General features: G+C 60.4%; 24 protein-coding genes. 20 read left to right on the plus strand and 4 right to left on the minus strand.

Annotated features, from left to right (window positions below):
• Positions 1-35: 35 nt before the first annotated feature.
• Genes AC53L6_RS17965 through nthA form a run of 3 tightly spaced genes read right to left on the minus strand, consistent with a single transcriptional unit; the run spans position 36 to position 1,629 of the window.
• Entirely contained in the window at positions 36-344 is a 309-nt protein-coding gene (locus AC53L6_RS17965) for a nitrile hydratase accessory protein (protein ID WP_496908835.1), read from the minus strand.
• On the minus strand, positions 341-1,015 hold the full coding sequence (gene nthB / locus AC53L6_RS17970; RefSeq protein WP_496908836.1) for a nitrile hydratase subunit beta: 675 nt from the start codon (positions 1,013-1,015) through the stop codon (positions 341-343). The genes AC53L6_RS17965 and nthB overlap by 4 nt, the downstream gene beginning before the upstream one ends.
• Positions 1,012-1,629, minus strand: coding sequence for a nitrile hydratase subunit alpha (nthA, locus tag AC53L6_RS17975; RefSeq protein WP_299705216.1), 618 nt, complete (start codon positions 1,627-1,629; stop codon positions 1,012-1,014). Before nthA ends, nthB begins: the two co-directional genes overlap by 4 nt.
• A gap of 116 nt (positions 1,630-1,745) precedes the next feature.
• On the opposite strand from nthA, the gene secG reads away from it, so the two are divergent.
• The 19 genes from secG to AC53L6_RS18070 all read left to right on the plus strand — a co-directional run bounded on the left by secG (position 1,746) and on the right by AC53L6_RS18070 (position 19,195).
• Entirely contained in the window at positions 1,746-2,111 is a 366-nt protein-coding gene (gene secG / locus AC53L6_RS17980) for a preprotein translocase subunit SecG (RefSeq protein WP_299210715.1), read from the plus strand.
• 159 nt (positions 2,112-2,270) lie between these two features.
• Entirely contained in the window at positions 2,271-3,914 is a 1,644-nt protein-coding gene (gene pyrG / locus AC53L6_RS17985; RefSeq protein WP_472727402.1) for a CTP synthase, read from the plus strand.
• Positions 3,915-4,010: 96 nt separating this feature from the next.
• Positions 4,011-4,841 carry a hypothetical protein gene (locus AC53L6_RS17990; protein ID WP_496908837.1) on the plus strand — a complete coding sequence of 277 codons (831 nt, stop codon included), beginning with the start codon at positions 4,011-4,013 and terminating at the stop codon, positions 4,839-4,841.
• A 93-nt stretch (positions 4,842-4,934) separates the two neighbouring features.
• Positions 4,935-5,426 carry a peptidase associated/transthyretin-like domain-containing protein gene (locus AC53L6_RS17995; protein ID WP_472727400.1) on the plus strand — a complete coding sequence of 164 codons (492 nt, stop codon included), beginning with the start codon at positions 4,935-4,937 and terminating at the stop codon, positions 5,424-5,426.
• An 8-nt stretch (positions 5,427-5,434) separates the two neighbouring features.
• Positions 5,435-6,019: a ferric reductase-like transmembrane domain-containing protein gene (locus tag AC53L6_RS18000; RefSeq protein WP_496908838.1), complete on the plus strand. Its 585-nt coding sequence runs from the start codon at positions 5,435-5,437 to the stop codon at positions 6,017-6,019.
• A 203-nt stretch (positions 6,020-6,222) separates the two neighbouring features.
• Positions 6,223-6,996: a 23S rRNA (adenine(2030)-N(6))-methyltransferase RlmJ gene (rlmJ, locus tag AC53L6_RS18005; protein WP_496908839.1), complete on the plus strand. Its 774-nt coding sequence runs from the start codon at positions 6,223-6,225 to the stop codon at positions 6,994-6,996.
• Between the two features lie 6 nt (positions 6,997-7,002).
• Positions 7,003-7,437: a tellurite resistance TerB family protein gene (locus tag AC53L6_RS18010; RefSeq protein WP_299210727.1), complete on the plus strand. Its 435-nt coding sequence runs from the start codon at positions 7,003-7,005 to the stop codon at positions 7,435-7,437.
• 25 nt (positions 7,438-7,462) lie between these two features.
• Positions 7,463-7,897, plus strand: a complete 435-nt coding sequence (locus tag AC53L6_RS18015) for a tellurite resistance TerB family protein (RefSeq protein WP_496908840.1) — start codon at positions 7,463-7,465, stop codon at positions 7,895-7,897.
• Positions 7,894-8,631: a phosphate/phosphite/phosphonate ABC transporter substrate-binding protein gene (locus AC53L6_RS18020; protein WP_496908841.1), complete on the plus strand. Its 738-nt coding sequence runs from the start codon at positions 7,894-7,896 to the stop codon at positions 8,629-8,631. The genes AC53L6_RS18015 and AC53L6_RS18020 overlap by 4 nt, the downstream gene beginning before the upstream one ends.
• A gap of 124 nt (positions 8,632-8,755) precedes the next feature.
• Positions 8,756-9,529 (plus strand): ABC transporter ATP-binding protein, encoded by a 774-nt coding sequence (locus tag AC53L6_RS18025; RefSeq protein WP_299705238.1) that lies wholly within the window; start codon positions 8,756-8,758, stop codon positions 9,527-9,529.
• Positions 9,530-9,554: 25 nt separating this feature from the next.
• Positions 9,555-10,280 carry a transporter substrate-binding domain-containing protein gene (locus AC53L6_RS18030; protein WP_299604109.1) on the plus strand — a complete coding sequence of 242 codons (726 nt, stop codon included), beginning with the start codon at positions 9,555-9,557 and terminating at the stop codon, positions 10,278-10,280.
• An 87-nt stretch (positions 10,281-10,367) separates the two neighbouring features.
• Entirely contained in the window at positions 10,368-11,255 is an 888-nt protein-coding gene (locus AC53L6_RS18035; RefSeq protein WP_299210780.1) for an ABC transporter permease, read from the plus strand.
• A 46-nt stretch (positions 11,256-11,301) separates the two neighbouring features.
• Positions 11,302-12,108 (plus strand): ABC transporter permease, encoded by an 807-nt coding sequence (locus tag AC53L6_RS18040; RefSeq protein ID WP_496908842.1) that lies wholly within the window; start codon positions 11,302-11,304, stop codon positions 12,106-12,108.
• Between the two features lie 48 nt (positions 12,109-12,156).
• Positions 12,157-13,491 carry a glutamine synthetase family protein gene (locus tag AC53L6_RS18045; RefSeq protein WP_496908843.1) on the plus strand — a complete coding sequence of 445 codons (1,335 nt, stop codon included), beginning with the start codon at positions 12,157-12,159 and terminating at the stop codon, positions 13,489-13,491.
• A 39-nt stretch (positions 13,492-13,530) separates the two neighbouring features.
• Positions 13,531-14,220, plus strand: coding sequence for a type 1 glutamine amidotransferase (locus AC53L6_RS18050; protein WP_496908844.1), 690 nt, complete (start codon positions 13,531-13,533; stop codon positions 14,218-14,220).
• Positions 14,213-15,574: a glutamine synthetase family protein gene (locus AC53L6_RS18055; RefSeq protein WP_496908845.1), complete on the plus strand. Its 1,362-nt coding sequence runs from the start codon at positions 14,213-14,215 to the stop codon at positions 15,572-15,574. Before AC53L6_RS18050 ends, AC53L6_RS18055 begins: the two co-directional genes overlap by 8 nt.
• A gap of 45 nt (positions 15,575-15,619) precedes the next feature.
• Entirely contained in the window at positions 15,620-16,918 is a 1,299-nt protein-coding gene (locus AC53L6_RS18060; protein ID WP_496908846.1) for an NAD(P)/FAD-dependent oxidoreductase, read from the plus strand.
• Between the two features lie 94 nt (positions 16,919-17,012).
• Positions 17,013-18,191, plus strand: coding sequence for a DegT/DnrJ/EryC1/StrS family aminotransferase (locus AC53L6_RS18065; RefSeq protein ID WP_496908847.1), 1,179 nt, complete (start codon positions 17,013-17,015; stop codon positions 18,189-18,191).
• A 98-nt stretch (positions 18,192-18,289) separates the two neighbouring features.
• Positions 18,290-19,195: an aminotransferase class IV gene (locus AC53L6_RS18070; RefSeq protein ID WP_496908848.1), complete on the plus strand. Its 906-nt coding sequence runs from the start codon at positions 18,290-18,292 to the stop codon at positions 19,193-19,195.
• Between the two features lie 112 nt (positions 19,196-19,307).
• On the opposite strand, the gene AC53L6_RS18075 is transcribed toward AC53L6_RS18070, so the two are convergent.
• The gene (locus tag AC53L6_RS18075; protein ID WP_496908849.1) at positions 19,308-20,090 is read right to left on the minus strand and encodes a lysophospholipid acyltransferase family protein; all 783 of its coding nucleotides are present in this window, start codon (positions 20,088-20,090) and stop codon (positions 19,308-19,310) included.
• A gap of 554 nt (positions 20,091-20,644) precedes the next feature.
• Here AC53L6_RS18075 and AC53L6_RS18080 point away from each other — a divergent pair.
• Positions 20,645-21,490 (plus strand): ion transporter, encoded by an 846-nt coding sequence (locus tag AC53L6_RS18080; RefSeq protein WP_496908850.1) that lies wholly within the window; start codon positions 20,645-20,647, stop codon positions 21,488-21,490.
• Positions 21,491-21,579 lie beyond the last annotated feature (89 nt).

Below are 21,579 nucleotides of genomic sequence, written 5' to 3' on the forward strand. Positions count from 1 at the left end.
CCAAACCCCCGAAGTTTAACTGGCAAGATGAAGGATCAGCCCAATGTCACGGGCTGCCCATGTGGCGTGCGCAGATAGGCGGCTTCCCACTCCGCGCGCATATCCGAAAGCGCAGCCGCTTCGGCGGCCCCTGTTTCGGTCAACAGCGCCTCGAGTGTTTCGAGCCACGCGACGAAGTAATCGTCCCCGCCATTCAACTCTTTCGCCAGGCCGTGCCGCTTTAACGTTGCGCCAAAGCGCGCAGCCCAGTCGGGCCAGGCAAAATGCCCTGCCTCGTTCAAATGCACGGTCAAAGCAAAGAGCTGCGCGTGCCATGGGGCTTCAAAACTCGGCTCGGGCGTCATGTGGCTGACAGGTAGCTTTGCCACAGGTCAAGGATCACCTCGTCCTCAGGATGTTCCGGATGCGCCCAGATGTCACGGGCCTTGACGGCCACCGCGTAGAGCGGTTCGGGCGCTTCGCCCATTCGGTGCGCATTGCTGTCTGGCAAAACATGCGTGCCATGCTGTCGCACGATCGTGCCCTGTGCACCTGTCGCATAGGCAGGCAGCCGGGTGTGCCCGCCGGGCACCTGCATATTCTCCGGCATTGATCGAATGCGCACAGTATCTCCTGCAACAAAGAGAGATGCGATTTTGCTGGGTCGATTTGCGGGACCACCCTTGGCCAGGACCCCGGCAACGGCAGCCGCTGGCAATCGCTTGTCCGCCAAATCGCTTGGCCCCAGCGCAGCCCCTTCCGCCAGCTCTTCGCGGGTCACCGCCCCCGTATCGACCAAAAGATCAGCCAGCGCTGCCATCCATTTTTCGTAGTAGGAAAAGCGCGCATAATCCTTGGGAGACAGACACTCCCGCGCGTGACGCGACACATCAATATTCCACAGCCCCAACGACCCGCAGGCCAGCGTGATGGCCAGCGCGCGCGGATGCCAGTCGGCATGAAACATCACGTCCTCCGGCTCTGGCACGACGGGACCATCCCCGAAGCGACCACCCATATCGTGCATCCGCGTCATGGCGACACCGCCAGACCGCACCCAATCATGCTGTCACGGGTGACCAGTGCCATCAGCGCGCCCTCATCCATGCCTTCCGTGCCGTCGGGCCGTTGCGGCAGAACAAGGTACCGCACCTCTGCCGTCGAATCCCACACACGTACGGCCTGCTCTTCGGGCAAGGTCACACCAAAGTCAGCCAAGACCTTCCTCGGCTCGCGTACGGCACGGGACCGGTATGCATCGGATTTGTACCAGCCCGGCGGAATGCCCAGCAGCGGCCAAGGGTAGCAAGAGCATAAGGTACAGACGACCATGTTATGAACGTCATCCGTATTTTCAACCACCACCACATGCTCACCCTGCCGCCCATAATAGCCCAGCTCGGCCAGCACCGGATCGGCATTGCCCAGCAATGCGGCCTTGAACGCGGGATCGGACCACGCCCGTGCCACGACATGGGCGCCGTTCTTGGGGCCGATCTTGTTTTCATAGGTGTCAATGATCTCGTCCAGGGCGGCGGGATCAATCAGCCCCTTCTGGGTCAGGATGGTTTCCAGCGCCTTGACCCGCAACGCGGGGTCCGAGGGCAACAATGAATGCGGGTGATCATGGTCGGAATGGTCATGGGGCATGGCCTGATCATGGAACCCCACGTACACAAATGTCCAGAGGCCGAAACCGCCCTTGCCCCGCTTCGCAAACTTGCATAGATACCGCCCATCGCGCAGCAAAGAGCCTTGAACGCTTCATGGAAAATGTCGTCCTGATCATCCACCTGATCCTTGCCCTCGGCCTGATCGCCGTGGTGCTGATGCAGCGCTCCGAAGGGGGTGGGCTTGGTATGGGCGGCGGCGGAGGTGGTGCGGCCACGGGCCGACCAGCAGCGACCGCACTGGGCAAAGTGACCTGGATCCTCGGGATCGGGTTCACCATCACGTCGATCACGTTGACGATCATCGCGGCACAGAACGCATCCGGCACGTCCGTCATTGACCAGTTGGGCATCACACCGCCTGCGCAGAATGCGCCCGCCGACGATCTGGTGCCGCCAGGTGGCGACCTGTTGCCGCCGACCGGTGACGACGACGCGCCGCTGGTTCCCAGCGCCGACTAAACAAAACCTTGCGGGGGCGCGAAAAGCTGCAACATCATGTTGCGGCCTCCTTGCCCCGTTGAACCGAATCCTGTTATACTGAGGCCCCGTGGGGAACGCTTTCACGCGTCTGCTCACAGTGGCCTTGAGGCCTGAATGAACCACGGGGGACTGCACCACATGGCACGCTACATTTTCATCACTGGCGGCGTTGTGTCATCGCTGGGCAAAGGGTTGGCATCGGCTGCCCTTGGCGCGCTTTTGCAAGCCCGTGGCTTTTCCGTACGGCTGCGCAAGCTGGACCCCTATCTGAACGTCGATCCGGGTACGATGTCTCCGTTCGAACACGGCGAAGTGTTCGTCACCGACGACGGGGCAGAGACCGACCTCGATCTTGGCCACTACGAACGCTTTACCGGCGTGGCCGCGCGCAAGACCGATTCCGTGTCCTCCGGTCGCATCTATTCCAACGTGCTCGAGAAAGAGCGGCGCGGCGACTACCTCGGCAAAACGATCCAGGTCATCCCCCACGTCACGAACGAGATCAAGGATTTCATCGAGATCGGCGATGACGAGGTCGATTTCATGCTGTGCGAGATTGGCGGCACCGTCGGTGACATCGAAGGTCTGCCCTTCTTCGAAGCCATCCGCCAGTTCAGCCAGGACAAGCCGCGCGGCCAGTGCATCTTCATGCACCTGACGCTGCTGCCATGGATCAAGGCGTCCGGCGAATTGAAAACCAAGCCGACCCAGCACAGCGTCAAGGAACTGCGGTCCATCGGCATTGCCCCCGACATTCTGGTCTGCCGGTCAGAGGGGCTAATCCCGGAAAAGGAGCGCGAGAAGCTTGCCCTCTTCTGCAATGTCCGCCCCGACAGCGTGATCGCGGCACAGGACCTTGGCACCATCTATGACGCCCCTCTCGCCTACCACGCCGAAGGGCTGGACCAGGCCGTCCTCGACGCCTTCCAGATCAGCCCGGCGCCCAAGCCGGACCTCGCAAAGTGGGAAGATGTGAGCGACCGCATCCACAACGCGGAAGGCGAAGTGAAGGTCGCCATCGTCGGCAAGTACACCCAGCTTGAAGACGCCTATAAGTCGATTGCCGAAGCGCTCACCCATGGCGGCATGGCCAACCGGGTCAGGGTCAAGGTCGAGTGGGTCGATGCCGAACTGTTCGACAACGAAGACCCCGCCCCCCATCTGGAAGGCTTCAATGCCATCCTCGTCCCCGGCGGATTTGGCGAACGCGGCACCGAAGGCAAGATCAAGGCGGCCGAGTTCGCCCGCACCCGCAAGGTCCCATACCTCGGCATCTGCCTTGGCATGCAAATGGCAGTGATCGAAGCGGCGCGTAACGTGGCTGGCCTGAAAACCGCAGGGTCCGAGGAATTTGACCACGAGGCGGGCAAGAAACGGTTTGAACCGGTGGTCTACCACCTCAAGGAATGGGTGCAGGGCAACCACAAGGTCGAACGCAAGGTGGGCGACGACAAGGGCGGCACCATGCGACTGGGGGCCTACGACGCCACATTGACGGCAGGCAGCCGCGTGGCCGAAGCCTACGGCACCACCACGATCGACGAACGCCACCGCCACCGCTACGAGGTCGACATCAAGTACCGCGAGCAGTTGGAAAAAGCGGGGCTCAGCTTCTCGGGCATGTCGCCGGATGGCCGCCTGCCAGAGATCGTGGAATGGTCAGATCACCCGTGGTTCATCGGCGTGCAGTTCCACCCGGAACTGAAATCCAAGCCCTTCGATCCCCACCCGTTGTTCCAGGATTTCGTGCGTGCGGCCAAGGATATGTCACGGCTGGTGTGACCGCCAAACGGCGCGCGCGCTGTAAATCACTCGCACAATTCTCGCAAAACGAGTAGTATCCTCCGCATTGAACACACTCAATTTCGGAGGGGGCCCATGTCGTTATTTCAAGTGGGGCACGATCGCTACGCCGCAGCGGGACACGGCGACAAATACTCAGCCATTGATCAGCGCGCACTTGCGCGGGTGGTCGGCAGTGTCGCGGTTGGATTGCCCGTCATCCTGTGGATCGCGTCTCACCTGCCCTCGGACAATCCATATATCGACACCTGCTTCCGCTACTCGATCAGCCACTTCTACTACGCACCGCTCTGGGGCACGGTGTTTACCGGTGCACTATGCTTCATCGGCGCCTACCTCGTAGTCTACCGTGGTGAAGACAGGCTCGGAGCCGAAAACCGGCTGGCAACATATGCCGGGATCGGAGCCTTCGGTATCGCCCTCTTTCCAACCAGTGGCTGGGGGTGCGACACCGAAATATTCGCGGCGCGGCCTAAACTGACCATGCGCCTCGTCGAAGGCGCGCCGACGCTGGACGGCACCTTTGATCCGACAACCGCGTTTCGACTTTTTGAATACGCAAGCGTCATCCACTATGCGTCTGCCGCCTTCGTGTTCTTCTTCCTCGCCTGGTTTTGCTTTTTTGTGTTCACAGCCGTGGATGACAACCAACGCGATGCACTCGGAAAGCCGACGCAGGTCAAGGTCATCCGCAACACCTTTTACTATGCTGCGGGCACTGTCATCGTGCTGGCGATCCTTGCCATGGGCAGTGCCGCGTTGATCCCATGGCTGACCGGCGTACCCTGGCCGTGGTGGGATGCCGGCAACTGGACCTTCTGGTGCGAGGCCGCCGCGTTGATTGCTTTCGGTATCTCCTGGCTTGTCAAAGGCCGGTTCATAACGTGGCTCGAGGACGAAACCTGAGCAAGCCCGGCACATCACGACCCCGTGACTCCGGTTTATCCAACGTGATACTCTCTTACCTCATAGGCAACCGCCACCCGAGGAGACATGCCCATGACCACCTCATTCCACCGACGCACCGTTCTGGCCACCGGTACAGCCGCCCTGCTGACGTCCGGTCTGACCGTCCCCGCCCGCGCGGCGGGCCTTGCCCCGACCCCGACCATGCGCGGCGGCGCCAACAACTACCGCCCCGGCGCGCCCATCGTTGACCGTATCGGCGGCGGCGGGTTTCTGATGACAGGCACCGTCCTCAACGCAGGTGACGGCGCGCCTATCCCCAACGCCCGTATCCAGATGTGGGCCCACACGACCGAAGGGCACGAACGGGACGAACGCAGCCACGGGGCGACGCTCACGGATGCTCAGGGCCGGTTCCAGATGGACATGCCGCAAATCGTTCCGGCCTTTGGCCAACCGCACGGGCATCTCGCCTATGATGCCGAATTCGACGACAACGGCTTCCAAACCGTGTTCCTGCGCCCGATCATGTCCAGCGCCTCTGATACAACGCTCGACGTGCAGTTCGTCCTGCTACAGGGCTGACAGCCTTTATGCGCGGCATCATTCCGTGGACCGCGCTGGCTGCCGCAATTGCTGCACCATTGGTAGCCGCAGGGTTCAGCCCGCTCTTGCAATGGCGGGACGGTATCTACATCGCATCGGGCTTTGCGGGCATCTTCGGTATGACGCTTTTGCTGGTGCAACCGCTTCTCGCCGCCGGTGATCTGCCCAACCTGCCCCAGACCCGCGCGCGCCGCCTGCACCGCCTGACCGGTGTGCTTCTGTTGGGGGCTGTTGTTGGTCACGTCATAGGTCTCTGGATCACAAGCCCACCGGATGTGATCGACGCGCTGACCTTCACCTCGCCCACGCCGTTTTCAGTCTGGGGGGTCATCGCCATGTGGGCCGTGTTCGCCGCCGCCCTCATGGCCGCCCTTCGCAAACGCATCACCGTCCGCCCGATGACATGGCGACGGGCGCATGTGGCGCTGGCCCTGACAATTGCCATCGGCACGGTGATCCATGTCCTGCTGATCGAAGGCACGATGGAGACCGTGACCAAGTACGGCCTGAGTGTATTGGTCCTCCTGGCCGCCCTGCGGATCGCCCCGCGCCTAAGCCCCCGACGACGTTAACGGATTGGCAAGCTTTGACGCCGCACGGCCCGTTAACCCGGCAAGAGCAGCGCAACCGGTTTACGGGGGGTGCACAGGGGGTGCACGCGGGGTGACAGGCCGATTCCCCTTGTTTTGCAGGCGTTAACGCGCATATCCGCGTCGATGCACCGATCACGCCGTTAACCGTTGCGCGTTCGGTGCCCTCCGGGCCATAAGCCCCCATGCTCAGCTACCAGCACATATACCACGCCGGAAACCTCGCCGATGTCCACAAACACAGCCTTCTGGCCTGGATGCTGGACTACCTCACCCGCAAGGACAAATCCGTCAGCTACATCGAAACACATGGCGGTCGGGCACTCTATGACCTTTCGGCCGACGAAGCGCTCAAGACCGGCGAAGCGGCACAGGGTATTGCGCGGGTGCAAGACTGGTTTCTAAGTGATCACCCCTACATGAGATGCCTTCAGCAAACCCATGAAATACATGGTGAAAGCGCTTATCCTGGCTCTCCCATGATTGCGGCGCAAACGCTCCGGGACGATGACGCGCTGACGGTGGCAGAACTGCACCCCGCAGAACACAACGCTCTGGAACTGGCGCTACCAACGGCCAAGATCCACCGCGCCGACGGCTTTGCCATGGCCCATTCAATCCTGCCTCCGACGCCACGGCGCGGCCTGATGCTGATCGACCCCAGCTTTGAGGTGAAAGAAGATTACGCAACGATCCCCGGTCACATCAAAAAATACGCACGTGCGTGGAATGTGGGCATCATCGTTCTCTGGTATCCGATCCTCACATCAGATGCGCACAACAACATGCTGAAGACACTTGAAAAAGATCACCCAGACGCCCTGCGGTTCGAGGTCCGGTTTCCCCCCGCACGCCCCGGTCACGGCATGGTTGGGTCTGGCCTATTTGTGATCAATCCGCCCTTCGGTCTTGCCGAACAGGCCGCAAATCTGAAAACTCGCTTTGACCAATTGAAGTGACACGCCATGTTCGAACGCCTTTTCCCCAAAAGACCCAAGGAAACCAAACCTTTGCCCGAACCCACGCCGCAACTCGCCCTTGGCGCGCTGCTGGTGCGGGTCGCGATGGCCGACCGCGAATACCAGGCACCGGAAGTGGCCGCGATAGACAAGATCCTGTCAGCGACCTTCGACCTGAAACCGTTGGAGGCCGCAAAGTTGCGCGCCACCTGCGAGGCGCTGGAGCGGCACGCACCCGGCACGCCCGAATTCGCGGATATCCTCAGGGAAACAGTGCCTTATGCCGACCGACTTGGCCTTGCCATGGCCATGTGGCAGGTGTTGCTCGCCGACGGTGAACATGCCGGGATTGAAGAGGACGTGCTGCACCAGATCGAGGCCGCACTTGGCATCACGCCCGACGACAGCGCCGACATTCGCACCCGTGCGCTTGGCGAATAGGCACAACCGCCATATATCCGCACCCATGTTCCAAGACCTCCTCAAACGGCTGATCCAGCCCGAGCCCGCCCCGATTGCCGACGCAGATGCGCGGCTGGCCCTAACCGCATTGCTGGTGCGCGTGGCCCGCTCCGACTACGATTACTCCGGCGACGAACGTGTATTGATCGATCAGATTACACAGGACCGATACGGACTTTCACATAAGGAAGCCAATGCCTTACGAGCTGAAGCCGAGGCAATGGAAGCCGACGCCCCAGACACCGTCCGCTTCACCCGTGCGATAAAAGACGCCGTCGCCTACGAAGACCGTCTGGCCGTTGTCGAAGCGCTCTGGAAAGTGGTGCTTGCAGACGGACAGCGCGCGCAGGAAGAGGATGCGCTCTTGCGCCTTGTCACCAACCTGCTGGGCATCACCGATCAGGACAGCGCCAAGGCGCGCCAAAGGATTACAGGGTGATCGCATCGCTTGGCATGTACGACATGCCGCATCTGCGCAACGCCCATGACAGATACTGGGCGGGGATACGCACCGCCCTTGGCTATGGACCGGATCAGCTGAACCGCGGTGGAGATCCTTGGACTGAATGGCAATCACCGGACCTGCTCCTTGCACAGACATGCGGGCTGCCATTCAGGGCACGACTCCATGAAAAGGTGACCCTCGTCGGAACACCGGACTATGACCTGCCCAACTGCCCATCGGGCCACTATTTCAGCTACCTGATCCGACGCGACGATGATCCGCGCTCTCTTGCGGAACTGTCCAAACTGGGTGTGATGGCATTCAACGATCCATTGTCGCAATCGGGCTGGGCTGCCCCCTTGGCACACCTTGAAGAACGTAACCTTAGGCCAAGAAAGACTCTGCAAACACAAGCGCATATCGAAAGCATCCGAACGGTTCTGAACGGACAGGCGGATTTTGCCGCCGTCGATGCGCTGACTCTCCTTCTTTGGGCTGCGGAGGACGGTGACGCCGCCGCATATCTGGACGCCTTCGACCGCACGGTGCCCACCCCTGCACTGCCCTATATCACGGCGCTGGAACGCGATCCGAAACCAATATTCGATTCTATCGCAACCGCTGTTTCAAACCTGACGCACGAAGATCGCTGCGCCCTTCGCCTAAAGGGCATCGTCAATCTCCCGCCATCCGCGTATCTCGCCTTCCCGATTCCGCCCGCACCTTGATCAAAGCGGGTTCTCCCTACGTCAATTTGCGCAAATGGCAGGCAAAACGTCCCTTTTGCCCGTGGACAAGGCACATGTTTTCCTCCCTTATACCGGCTGATCGAAACAAGCGCAGCCAACCCACGTGTCAGACACTTCCGTTATTGAAATCCGAAACCTGCACAAGGCGTACGGTCCGCTGGAAGTGTTGAAAGGCGTGGATATTCAGGCAAAACGGGGGGATGTCGTATCCCTCATCGGGTCATCCGGGTCAGGAAAATCCACGCTTCTGCGCTGCTGCAACCTGCTTGAAGACAGTCAGCAAGGCGATGTGGTGTTCAAGGGTGAGCAGGTGACGTGGAAAGGCAGCGACCATGGCCGCCGCCCGGCAGATCCCAAGCAAGTGCTGCGTATCCGTACGAACCTGTCCATGGTGTTTCAGCAGTTCAATCTGTGGGCCCACATGACCATCCTGCAGAACGTGATGGAAGCGCCCGTGACCGTCCTGCGCCGCGATCCGGCCGAGGTGGAACAGGCGGCACGAAAGTACCTCGACAAAGTGGGCATCGGCGACAAATGCGACGCTTATCCCGCCCAGCTATCGGGGGGCCAACAACAACGCGCCGCAATTGCCCGCGCGCTGTGCATGGAACCCGAAGCGCTGCTGTTTGACGAACCGACAAGTGCCCTGGACCCAGAACTGGAACAGGAAGTTGTCAGGGTGATCAAGGACTTGGCCGCCGAAGGGCGGACCATGCTGATCGTCACCCATGACATGAAACTGGCCCATGATGTCAGCGACCACGTCGTGTTTCTACACAAGGGCCTGATCGAAGAACAAGGGCCGCCAGATGAGTTGTTTGGCGCGCCCAAATCAGAACGACTGCGTGGGTTTCTATCTGCAACCCACGCCGCGTAACCAATAATCAACGGGAGAAACTCACATGAAATCCATCCTTCTTTCGACAGTGGCCGTTGCGATGACCGCCACCTTTGCCATGGCCGATGGCCACAGCGTCGTGCGCATGGGCACCGAGGGCGCCTACCCTCCCTACAACTTCATCAATGATGCTGGCGAAGTTGACGGGTTCGAACGCGAAGTTGGCGACGAACTGTGCGCGCGCGCCGAACTGACCTGTGAATGGGTCACCAACGAATGGGACAGCATCATCCCCAACCTCGTGTCCGGCAACTACGACACGATCATCGCGGGCATGAGCATCACCGACGAACGGGATGAGGTCATCGACTTTACCCAGAACTATCTGCCGCCAGAGGCCTCCCGCTACGTGGGCCTGTCCGAAGACGCAGACATCAACGGCATGGTTGCCAGCCAGGTCAATACGATCCAGGCCGGCTACGTGGCAGACAGCGACGCGACACTTCTGGAATTCGCAACGGCAGAAGAGTTGATCGCCGCCGTCAAGAGCGGTGAAGCGGACGCCGTTTTCTTCCAGGGCTCCTTCCTTGAGCCCATCGTGGCCGAAGATCCGGAAATCGTTTGGGTCGGTGAGCCTGTACCCCTCGGCGGCGGCGTCGGCATGGGCGTGCGCGAGACCGACGGTGAGATGAAAGCCAAGTTCGACGCGGCCATCACTTCGATGAAAGAAGATGGCACACTGAACACGATGATCACAAAGTGGTTCGGCGACGAAGCAGAACTCTTCTAAGCCCGCACAGGACGTGAAGGGGAAGGTCGCAGCCCTCCCCTTCACTCGCTTCACGACGCTGCGCGCCCTGAAATATTGAGGCCTCTCATCTTCAGCTTCTGCACAGACCCGAGCACCCTGCCGGATTGGCAGTGGATGGCCTGTTACCTGACCACGACGAAACACATTTCGCTCTATTGGTCGGTCCTGACCGTTCTGTTGCTGCTGGCGATTACGGCGCCTGCCGCCTTGGCCTTCGGATTTGCTGGTGCCTCTGCCGCACGGTCGCGTACTGCGCCGGTGTCCTGGATCGGCAGGGGGTATATCGCAGTTGTGCGCGGCGTGCCTGACGTCGCATTCTTCCTATTCTTCGTGATCGCCCTGGACCAGGGGATCGAATACCTCCGCCACAAGACGCTGTGCCCCGATTGGTCAGAGCCGATCCGCCAGGGCAACGACTTTGTCGTGTGCCAGGCGGCCAAGATGCCGCTGGGCAACGCGCCGCAATGGGTGCACGAAACCTATGGCTTCGCCATTGCCGTCCTGACCTTTGCCATCGTGTTTGGCGCCTTTTCGGCCAACGTTTTGTACGGCGCGATGCAGGCCGTGCCACGTGGTCAGCTCGAAACCGCTGAAAGCTACGGCATGACGCCGCGCCAGACCTTCTGGCGGGTCCTTGTGCCGCAGATGTGGGTCTATGCCCTGCCCGGCCTGTCGAACCTGTGGATGGTGCTGATGAAGGCCACGCCGCTGCTGTTCCTGCTTGGGGTCGAGGACCTCGTCTATTGGGCGCGCGAGCTGGGCGGCATCAAGACCCCCCGTTTCACAGATTACCCCCATGGCGACTGGCGCATGTGGTACTTCCTCGCCCTTCTGATTTTCTATCTGCTTTTCACCCGTGTGTCCGAGATCGTGCTGGCGCGACTGATGACCCGGCTGAGCCACGGACAGGCCACGACCGCTGGCGATGCGCAGCGCAAGAGGACGCAGGCGTGAAGGGCTATACGTCTACAGAAGCTCAATCGAGCAAGGGCGGTATCACATGACCTGCCTTGAAACGATTCAGGCCTATGCCCTGCGGTCCATCGGTATCGGGGAGCGCCGCCTGCCCCGAGATGACTTTACCTTGTGCGAACAGGTCACGCTGATCGGTTCGGGCATGATCTGGAACATCTATTTCGGCGTGCTGGCGATGCTGGCCGGTTTTGTGCTGGCCACGGTACTGGCCCTGGGCAAGGCATCAACCACGCCGAGGCTGCGCAAGCCGTCCGAGTGGTTCATCTTCGTCTTCCGCGGCTCGCCGCTGTTCATACAGTTCTTTTTTGCTTACTTTGTTTTCCTCAGCCTCAAGAACGTGCACCCGTTCTTTGACCCATTCGCGGCAGCGTGGCTCGGGGCGCTGATCGTTCTGTTCTTCAACACGGCTGCCTACTCTGCGGAAATCTTTTTCGGGGCCCTGCAGTCCATCCCCAAAGGCGAGGTCGAGGCCGCGGATGCCTACGGCCTGACGGGATGGTCCCGCTTCCGCCGGGTCGTATGGCCCACGATGCTGCGGTTGGCGTGGCCCGCTTATACGAATGAAGCGATCTTCCTGTTTCACGCCACCACACTCGTGTTTTTCTCGGCCTTTCCGGTACGAGGACAGCAGGGCGATGCGCTGTACTACGCAAGCTATTTCGCGGACAAAACCTTCAACCCGTTCATTCCGTACCCGATCTTGGCCGCGTATTTCATCTTGCTGACACTGGTGATCATTAGCTTTTTTGGTCTGATCAACCGCCGCCTGAACCGGCACCTGCCCGCCAACACGCGCCAGAAGATAAAGCTGCGCATGAACCTGATCCGGTGAAGATAGAATGCCTCCGGCGGTCGTATTTTTAGTCAGAAGAAGAACGTGATGCACGATTGGCTTGTCGATAACCCGGAAATCCGCGCCATCCGTGTCGCCGCCGCCGATCTGAACGGTGTGGCGCGCGGCAAGCGGATGCCGGTGCGCTTTGCCAACAAGGTCACGGAAAGCGGAACGCGCTTTCCCATGTCTGTCCTCAATCTCGATATCTGGGGTGAGGACATCGAGGACAGCCCCCTTGTGATGGAGACCGGTGACCGGGACGGCGTATTGCGCCCGACCGAGCGTGGCTTTGTCCCGATGCCTTGGCTGAATACACCAACGGGTCTCCTGCCGATCTGGATGTTCCATGAAGATGGGCGGCCCTTCATGGGCGATCCCCGTCACGCGCTTGCAGCAGTCCAGAACCGGTTCGCTGCAAAAGGACTGACGCCAGTTGTTGCCATCGAGCTTGAGTTTTTTCTGATCGATGACACAGGCAGTCGCCTGCGCGTGCCTCCGTCGCCGCGATCCGGCAAGCGCCGCGTCGCCGGAGAGATCCTGTCCATGCGCACGCTCGACGCCTTCGACGACTTCTTTACCGAGCTCTATGACGCCTGCGAGGCGATGGACATCCCCGCCGACACGGCCATTTCCGAAAGCGGCCTGGGCCAATTCGAAATCAACCTGATGCATCAGGCCGACGCGCTGAAAGCGGCAGATGACGCTTGGCTGTTCAAGATGCTGGTCAAGGGGCTGGCGCGCAAACACGGCTTTGCCGCGTCCTTCATGGCAAAACCGTATCCTGACTACGCAGGCAACGGGCTGCACATGCACTTCTCGGTACTGGATAAGAATGGCCAGAACATCTTTGACGACGGGACCGAGGCGGGCACAGATGCCTTGAGACACGCCGTGCAGGGATGTCTTGCCGCAATGCCCGGGTCAATGCTGATCTTTGCGCCCCATGCCAATTCTTATGCGCGGCTGGTGCCGGACGCCCACGCACCGACAGGCATCGCATGGGCCTACGAAAACCGTACGGCCGCCATCCGCATCCCCTCTGGCCCCGCGGCCGCCCGCCGCATCGAACACCGGGTGGCCGGAGGCGATGTGAATCCGTATCTTTCCATCGCTGCTGTCCTGGGCGCTGCGCTGAACGGAATGGAGGACGCACAGGACCCGCCCGCCCCAATCACCGGCAACGCCTACGCGCAGGATCTGGAGCAGGTTCCCAGCACATGGGAAGACGCCATGGCAGCCTTTGCCGACAGCCCGCATATCGCACGCATCTTCGACGCTGAGCTGATCCGCAACATGGACATGACGAAGCGACAGGAAGCGCGCTACATGGCCGAACTCACGCCAGACGAGCAGACGGAAATCTACCTCGACTCTGTCTGAACCGCGCACTATCTTCGGCCCGTAACCCTCAGGTGATCCATGAAAATCGGCATTTTGCAAACCGGTCACGCGCCCGACGAAGTGTTGGGAACGCTTGGTGACTATGACACCATGTTCGCCCGCCTGCTGGATGGGCACGGCTTTGAGTTCGCAACCTTCAACGTGGTGGACATGGACTTCCCGGACGGCCCGGACGTGTGCGACGGCTGGTTGATCACGGGCTCGAAACACGGCGCATATGACGACCTTCCGTTCATCCCCCCGCTTGAGGACCTGATCCGCGGCATCCATGCGGCAAGCCGCCCGATGGTTGGCATCTGTTTCGGCCACCAGATCATCGCGCAGGCCATGGGCGGCAAGGTCGTGAAATTCGACGGCGGCTGGTCGGTCGGGCGACGCGAATACGACTACAAGGGCGAAACCCTTGCCGTGAACGCATGGCACCAGGATCAGGTCGTCGAGCTGCCAGAGGGGGCCGAGGTCATCGGCTCAAACGATTTCTGCGAAAACGCGGCACTTGTCTATGGCGACAGCATCTGGACCATACAGCCCCATCCCGAATTTGGCGCCGACATGGTGGATGCACTCGCCACGCATCGCGGCCCCGGAGTTGTGCCCGATCCGCTGCTCGACAATGCCCGGGCGCAACTGGACGCCCCCATACAAAGCCAAAAGGTGGCCGATGAAATGGCTGCCTTTCTCAAGCAGGGGGCGCTGACACATGTCTGACGACTGGACATCCAAGCTGCCCGAAGCGGCGCGTATCTACCTCGAAGGCAAACGGCTGGACGAGGTCGAATGCATCATTGCCGACCTGCCGGGGATCGCGCGGGGCAAGGCGGTGCCGGCCTCGAAATTCGTACGACAGGATTACTTCCACCTGCCCGACAGCATCTTCTACCAGACCATCACCGGCGATTGGGGTGAGGCCGCAGGCGAAGACGGGTTCATCGAAAAAGACATGATCCTCAAGCCCGACATGTCGACTGCAACAGCGGCGCCATGGACAGGTGACTGGACCCTTCAGGTGATCCATGACGCCTACGATCGCAAGGATCAGCCCGTGCCCTTCAGCCCGCGCAACGTGCTGAAACGGGTTGTGCAACTCTACAATGACAAGGGGTGGAAACCTGTTGTGGCGCCAGAAATGGAATTCTTCCTGATCGCGCGCAACCTGGACCCCGCGCAGGAAATCAAACCCATGACAGGCCGCTCCGGCCGCCCAGCGGCTGCACGACAAGCCTATTCCATGACGGCCGTGGACGAATTTGGCCCCGTGATCGACGACATCTATGACTTTGCCGAGGCGCAAGGTTTCGAGATCGACGGTATCACGCAGGAAGGCGGCGCAGGCCAGCTTGAGATCAATCTGCGCCATGGCGACCCAGTCAAGCTCGCGGACGAAGTGTTCTATTTCAAACGCCTGATCCGCGAGGCGGCACTGCGTCACGATTGCTTTGCCACCTTCATGGCCAAACCCATCGCGAATGAACCGGGAAGTGCCATGCACATCCACCATTCGATCATTGATATGGAAACCGGTCAGAACCTGTTTGTCGGCCCACAAGACGGCGACACCGATGCGTTCTTCCATTTCATCGCAGGTCTGCAGAACCATCTGCCCGCAGCGCTTGCGGTCATGGCACCGTTCGTCAACAGTTATCGCCGCTACGTGAAAGATCACGCTGCTCCCATCAACCTCGCTTGGGGCCGTGACAACCGCACAACAGGCATCCGTATTCCCCTGTCCGAGCCACAGGCGCGGCGCGTTGAAAACCGGATCGCAGGCATGGACTGCAACCCGTACCTTGGCATCGCCGCATCACTGGCCTGCGGCTATCTGGGTCTTATTCAGGAACAGCGCCCCTCGGCCCAATTCCGGGGCGACGCCTATGAAGGCGACGGAGACATCCCGCGCGTGCTGGGATCGGCACTGGACTTGTTTGATCAAGCCACTGACCTGCACGCGGTGCTGGGCGAAGAGTTCGCCCGCGTCTATTCGATTGTCAAACGTGCCGAATATGACGAGTTCCTGCAAGTGATTTCCCCATGGGAGCGCGAGCATTTGCTACTGAACGTCTAACTGGCAACCCGGCCCTTCGGGGAGGATTTTTCGGAAACAGGGAAGATGGACCTTCTGACCGCCAACGATCAACCGGGGGCCTATCCCGATAGCTGGTATGCCGCGACAGCCGATAGTCCGGCGCCCCGCGCGCTGTTGCAAGGGGATGTGCGGGCAGATGTGTGTATTGTCGGAGCGGGATATACAGGGCTGTCCGCTGCACTGCATCTGGCACAGGCCGGACGGCGCGTTGTTGTGTTGGAGGCGCATCGCGCAGGCTTTGGCGCCTCCGGCCGCAATGGCGGGCAATTGGGCACCGGCCAAAGGGTTGAGCAGCCATACCTTGAGAAGATCGTCGGACCCGAGACTGCACGGCGTCTTTGGGACTTGGGGCTGGAGGCGACCGACCTTGTCCGGCACCTGATCGACACGCACCGGATCGATTGCTTCTACCGCCCCGGCATCGCCTGGACTGCGGAAGACGAAAGCGATGTGGCGGACCTGCACGCCTATGCAGATCACATGGACCGGCACTATGACCACCGCGTTGACGTACTGGACCGGGATGCGTTCCACGCCATCTGCCCCTCACCTGCCTATCGCGGCGGTGTCATTGATCACAAATCCGGCCACCTGCACCCGCTGCGCTTTGCCCTCGGGCTGGCGACCGCCGCGGAAAGGGCCGGGGCAACGATCCATGAAGGCAGCACTGTCACCAGCATCACAAACGGTGCACAGATCACGCTCAAGACCGACAGTAGCTCTGTCACGGCAGATCACGCAATCCTCGCCTGCAACGGCTACCTGGGTGGGTTGAACGCCCCCGTCGCTACCCGTGTCATGCCCATCAACAATTTCGTCGCCGCCACCGCGCCGCTGGACAACCCCGCCAGCGTACTGACACAAGACATCGCCGTGTCAGACAGCCGCTTTGTAGTGAACTACTTCCGGCTGAGCCATGACAACCGCCTGCTGTTCGGTGGGGGTGAAAGCTATGGCTACCGCTTTCCCCGTGACATCGCGGCGAAGGTGCGCAAACCGATGACGCAAATCTTTCCGCATCTCGCTGATGTACAGATCGACTATGCGTGGGGCGGAACGCTTGCGATCACGATGAAGCGTTTGCCTTACGTGGCCCGGCTGGCGCCCAACATGCTCAGCGCTTCGGGCTATTCCGGGCATGGTGTGGGTACAGCGACCCACGCAGGTATGCTGATGGCACAAGCGGTCCAAGGGCACACAGATGGCTTCGACACTATGGCTGCCATCCCCACAACACCTTTCCCGGGAGGGGCCAAACTGCGCAGCCCGCTCCTCGTCCTCGCCATGACCTGGTACGCTCTGCGCGACCGCCTCGGCCTGTAACGGCAAGCTTAATTCAGCCCAAACGTCACAAAACCGTTTCCTTTTGCATCTATCGGATTTACAAAAACGAAAATCGATCATAAGGATTCTGAATATGTCTCTCCCCGACATGCACAGTGCCGAACCCATCCCCGCCGCCGCAAGACAAGAGATCGACCGCCTGCTGACCTCCGGTGACCTCTTCCGCTACACAGCCCCCGAAGGCGCACCCGTCTCGCTTCTCGAAGCCGAATTTGCAGAACTGATGGGCAGCAAGTTTGCCCTCGCCGTCTCGTCCTGCTCTGCCGCGCTTTTCCTGTCGCTCAAGGCGCTCAATCTGCCACGCGACGCCCGCGTCCTGATCCCCGGCTTCACCTTTGCCGCCGTGCCCTCATCAGTTCTGCACGCCGACTGCCTGCCGGTCCTGTGCGAGGTCGATGACAATTACCGCGTCAACATCGACGATTTCGTGGACAAACTGCCAAGCGTACAGGCCGTTATCATCAGCCACATGCGCGGCCACACGTCCGACATGGACGCGATCATGACACTGTGCACCGCCGCCGGCATCCCGGTGATCGAGGATGCGGCCCACTCGCTCGGCACCCTCTGGAACGGGCGCAAGATCGGGACCATCGGCACAATCGGCTGCTTCTCATTCCAGTCCTACAAGATGATCAATGCAGGCGAAGGCGGGATCATGATCACCGACGACGCCGATCTGGTCGCGCGCGCCATCATCATGTCGGGCGCATACGAACATAACTGGAAGAAACACCCGGTCCTGCAGGACGCCTTTGCCAAGCACCAGAACAAATGGCCGCTCTACAACCTGCGCATGTCGAACCTGAGTGCCGCCGTCATTCGGCCGCAGCTGCCCCACCTCGCCCACAGGGTCGAGGACGGGCGGCGCAACCATGACCATGTCGCCGCCTTGCTGGATCAAAGCCCGCATATACACGTCCCTGCCCCGCTGCATGGCGAGGTGCGCGCCCCGGATTCGATCCAGTTCAACCTGATCGACATGAGCGATACGCAGGTCGATAGTTTTGTTGCTGCAGCGGCGCAGACCGGGGTAAAAGTTCAGGTGTTTGGCGCCAGCACGGACAACGCCCGCGCCTTCTGGAACTGGCAATTCATCCCCAACTTGCCAGAATTGCCAAAAACCCGTGCCATGCTGATGCGTGCCTGTGATGTGCGCCTGCCCGTGCATCTGCCCAAGGACACGCTCGACGCTGTGGCAGAGGCTTTGCTGTCCGCCGTGGCAACCGCAACAGAACAGCAAGCGGCCTAAGACCTTTCTCCGGCCCCAATGCGTTTCGGAACACGCATTGGGAAATGGGCGATGCGTGCCGGACTTGCAACAGACACATGGTGCAGTAGCGTGATGGCATGACAGATCTCTCGCAGGGTGCCGCATGGATGGCTGGCCACATCATCCCTATCTCAGACGCGGCTATTCCCGTCACCGACTGGGGGCTCACCCATTCCGACATCGCCTATGATGTGGTGCCGCTCTGGCGCGGCGCGTTCTTCCGCCTGAACGACTATGTCGACCGTTTCATCGCATCGCTGACGGCAGGCCGGTATCACATCAGCATGGACCACGCGGCGATTTGCGACGCACTCCACCAGATGGTCGCCGCTAGCGGCCTGCAAGACGCCTATGTCGCCATGGTCGCTGCACGCGGATGCAACCCAGTGCCCGGCAGCCGTGATCCACGCGACTGCACAAACCATTTCTATGCCTGGTGCGTACCCTATGTGCACATCGTCAAGCCAGAGGCGGCAGAGCAAGGCACATCAGTCTGGATCGCCAAATCCGTCCGCCGCATTCCGGCAGACAGCCTGAACCCACGCGTCAAGAACTACCACTGGGGTGACTTCACCTCGGGCCTGTTCGAGGCCAAGGAACAAGGATTTGAAACGACGCTCCTGCTTGACCACGATGGAAACGTGACCGAAGGACCCGGCTTCAATGTCTTTGCCGTCTTCGGGGATCGCGTGGTGACCTCAGACCACGGCGTACTGCACGGCATCACCCGGCGCACAGTGCTGGAGATGTGCGTTGAAGCAGGATTGCGAACCGAAACCCGCCCCCTACCGCTTGAAGAGTTTCTGGAGGCGGACGAGGTGTTCCTGTCTTCCTCGGGTGGGGGTGTCATTCCTGTTGCACGAGTGGATGACCGGGTGTTTTCAAACGGCACGGCAGGCGCGATCGCATCAGACCTGCGCACCCGGTACTTTGACTGGATCACGCGCCCGCAGCACAGGATCGCTGTGGATTACATCGGTTGATGCAAAAGCATCATTGGATCAACGGTCAGTACCCGCCGTGCAGACCAAGCAGGCAATGAGGGGTATCGCTCCAGCCCATCTCCTCGCGTGGCGCAATATGTGTCTTGGAGAACTACCGATCCGCCGCATCATCGAAAACGGCCATCATGGCGCCTCTCAGGCGCGCAACATCGTCGTCAACTGATGCGGACAGATCGCATTCGAATGACGGCAGTACCTCGATGCGGATCGTTCCGCTTCTGGGCAGGTGTTTGCCGCGCGGCAACAGGCGGTCGGAGGCATGAATGACGATGGGCCGTATTGTCCTGCCGGTGGCGCGGGCGACAAGGACCGCACCTGCCTTGAACGCGCCAAGACTTTCGGACCCGGTGCGCGTGCCCTCGGGGAAAAGCACGACAGAGCGGCGCGCGGGCATGGCGTGGACGGCAGCGGTGAGCGTCTCAAGCGCAACCGTACCGCTACTGCGGTCAATCTCCACCAGTCCCGCGCCCTTGAACCCGCGGCGCAGGAGGGCCGCGTCGCACAGCTCCTTCTTGGCGGCGAAGGTGATCCACTTGGCGTCGGGCATCACGTCCATCAGAGCGAAACCATCGAGGTGGCTGCGGTGGTTGATCACAATGATGCTGCCTGTGTCGGCAGTCAGCGCGGCCCTGTCGGCCTCTGTCATCTCTGTCCGAATACTCAGCAGCCACAAAAGCCGCGAACAGGCACGTTTGACCAGTGGCCAGTACCAGCCGCGAAAACCCTGCCGTTTGCCACAAAGCAGGGGCACAAAGGCGATATAGAGGAAGTAGAAGGGACCCAGCAGAAACAACACGGCGCGCTTTATGACGCGCAGGCCAGCCGGGTCCGTGGCCGCTGGTACGGCCCGTCCGTTCGGAGGTTGAAGTGACATGGGTCCCCGTCGCATGTGCTGTCTGCCGGGGGATCTTCACGAGGATTCTTCGTGGCGCTTTTGTTGCCTGCCCTCTGGGCGCGTGGCCCGACAAGCACCCTGCGCCCCGCCTCTATGCGGCAATGGGCGCGGCGCATCAACAGAAAGTCGGATACCGGTGATTGGCCTCAATGGCGGGGTTGGGCTCTAAGCGGGCTTCGGATGCGGCGCAGCATCCATAAATAGCCTATCGATTGTGTCGTCGCTCACGGCCCAAAGGGCCACAGCGCGGGTTTGCCCCTTTTGTTTGCGCATGAACCTGTTGCCTGCCGCTGATTTCTGACCTCGTCCAATAAACGTGCATGTTGGATTTCTGCATTCTTGCAAGACCCAATTTGTCCGAACGGGGGAACCGCTCGGCATACGCGCCTCGCAAGGCCTAATCCGTGAAACTTTCCCGGATATTTGAACCCAATCGCTGAACACAGGCACCTATTGATCAGACAGCGATCAAGTGTGCTCGGTAATGCACATCTAGTCGTGGCCAGATTTACGGGTCCACAAAGGCATAAAAAATGAAACACGATATCAGAAGCAAATTCGGATTCATTGTTGCAAAAGCTGACTGGAACCAAACCGGCACCATCGCGTCCATACGCGCACGTACCCAAGCGATCCTTGACAGCACCCTGATTGACAACTTCATCCTCGGGGTGATCCTGTTCAACGCGGTGGTTGCTGGCCTGCAGACCATTGCACCGGTGGTGACAGTGGCGGGGCCACTGTTCCCCAAGCTCGACACTCTTTGTCTCTCGATTTTTGTGGTTGAAATCACGGCGAAGCTGTTTGCCAGAGGCCGCGACTTTTTTCGGAAGAGCTGGAACATCTTCGACTTCATCATCATCGGAACCTCGCTGATCCCGGGATCGAGTGGGCTATCGGTGCTGCGAGCGCTCCGCATTCTGCGGCTCTTTCGAGTGCTGTCCGTGGCCCCCAGCTTACGTCGTGTGGTCGAGGGCTTGTTCAGCGCTCTGCCCGGTATGGCCTCGGTGTTCGTGCTGATGGCGATGATGTTCTACATCGGCTCTGTCATGGCGACGACGCTTTTTGGAGACGCATTCCCCGAATGGTTCGGTGATCTTGGGCGGTCTGGATACACCCTATTCCAAATCATGACCCTGGAAAGCTGGTCCATGGGCATTGTCCGCCCCGTGATGGAGGTCTACCCATATGCATGGATGTTCTTCGTGCCGTTCATTCTCGTGACGTCCTTCGCAGTGGTGAACCTGCTGGTAGGTCTGATCGTAAACTCGATGCAGACCGCTTATTCCGAGGAAGAAATTGCAGCGACGGACCGGTACCGCGAAGAGATGATTGCCCGGCTGGAGAAGATCGAGAAGACGCTCCAGGTGCGGGAATGAGCGCAAGGGCAAGGATTGCATTACACTTTGGGCGTGAATTGCATGATCCAGATGGGGTTTTCTGCGGGTTGGGGTGAGTTGAACGGCAA

This window comes from Tateyamaria sp. LSS28, from assembly GCF_059611725.1.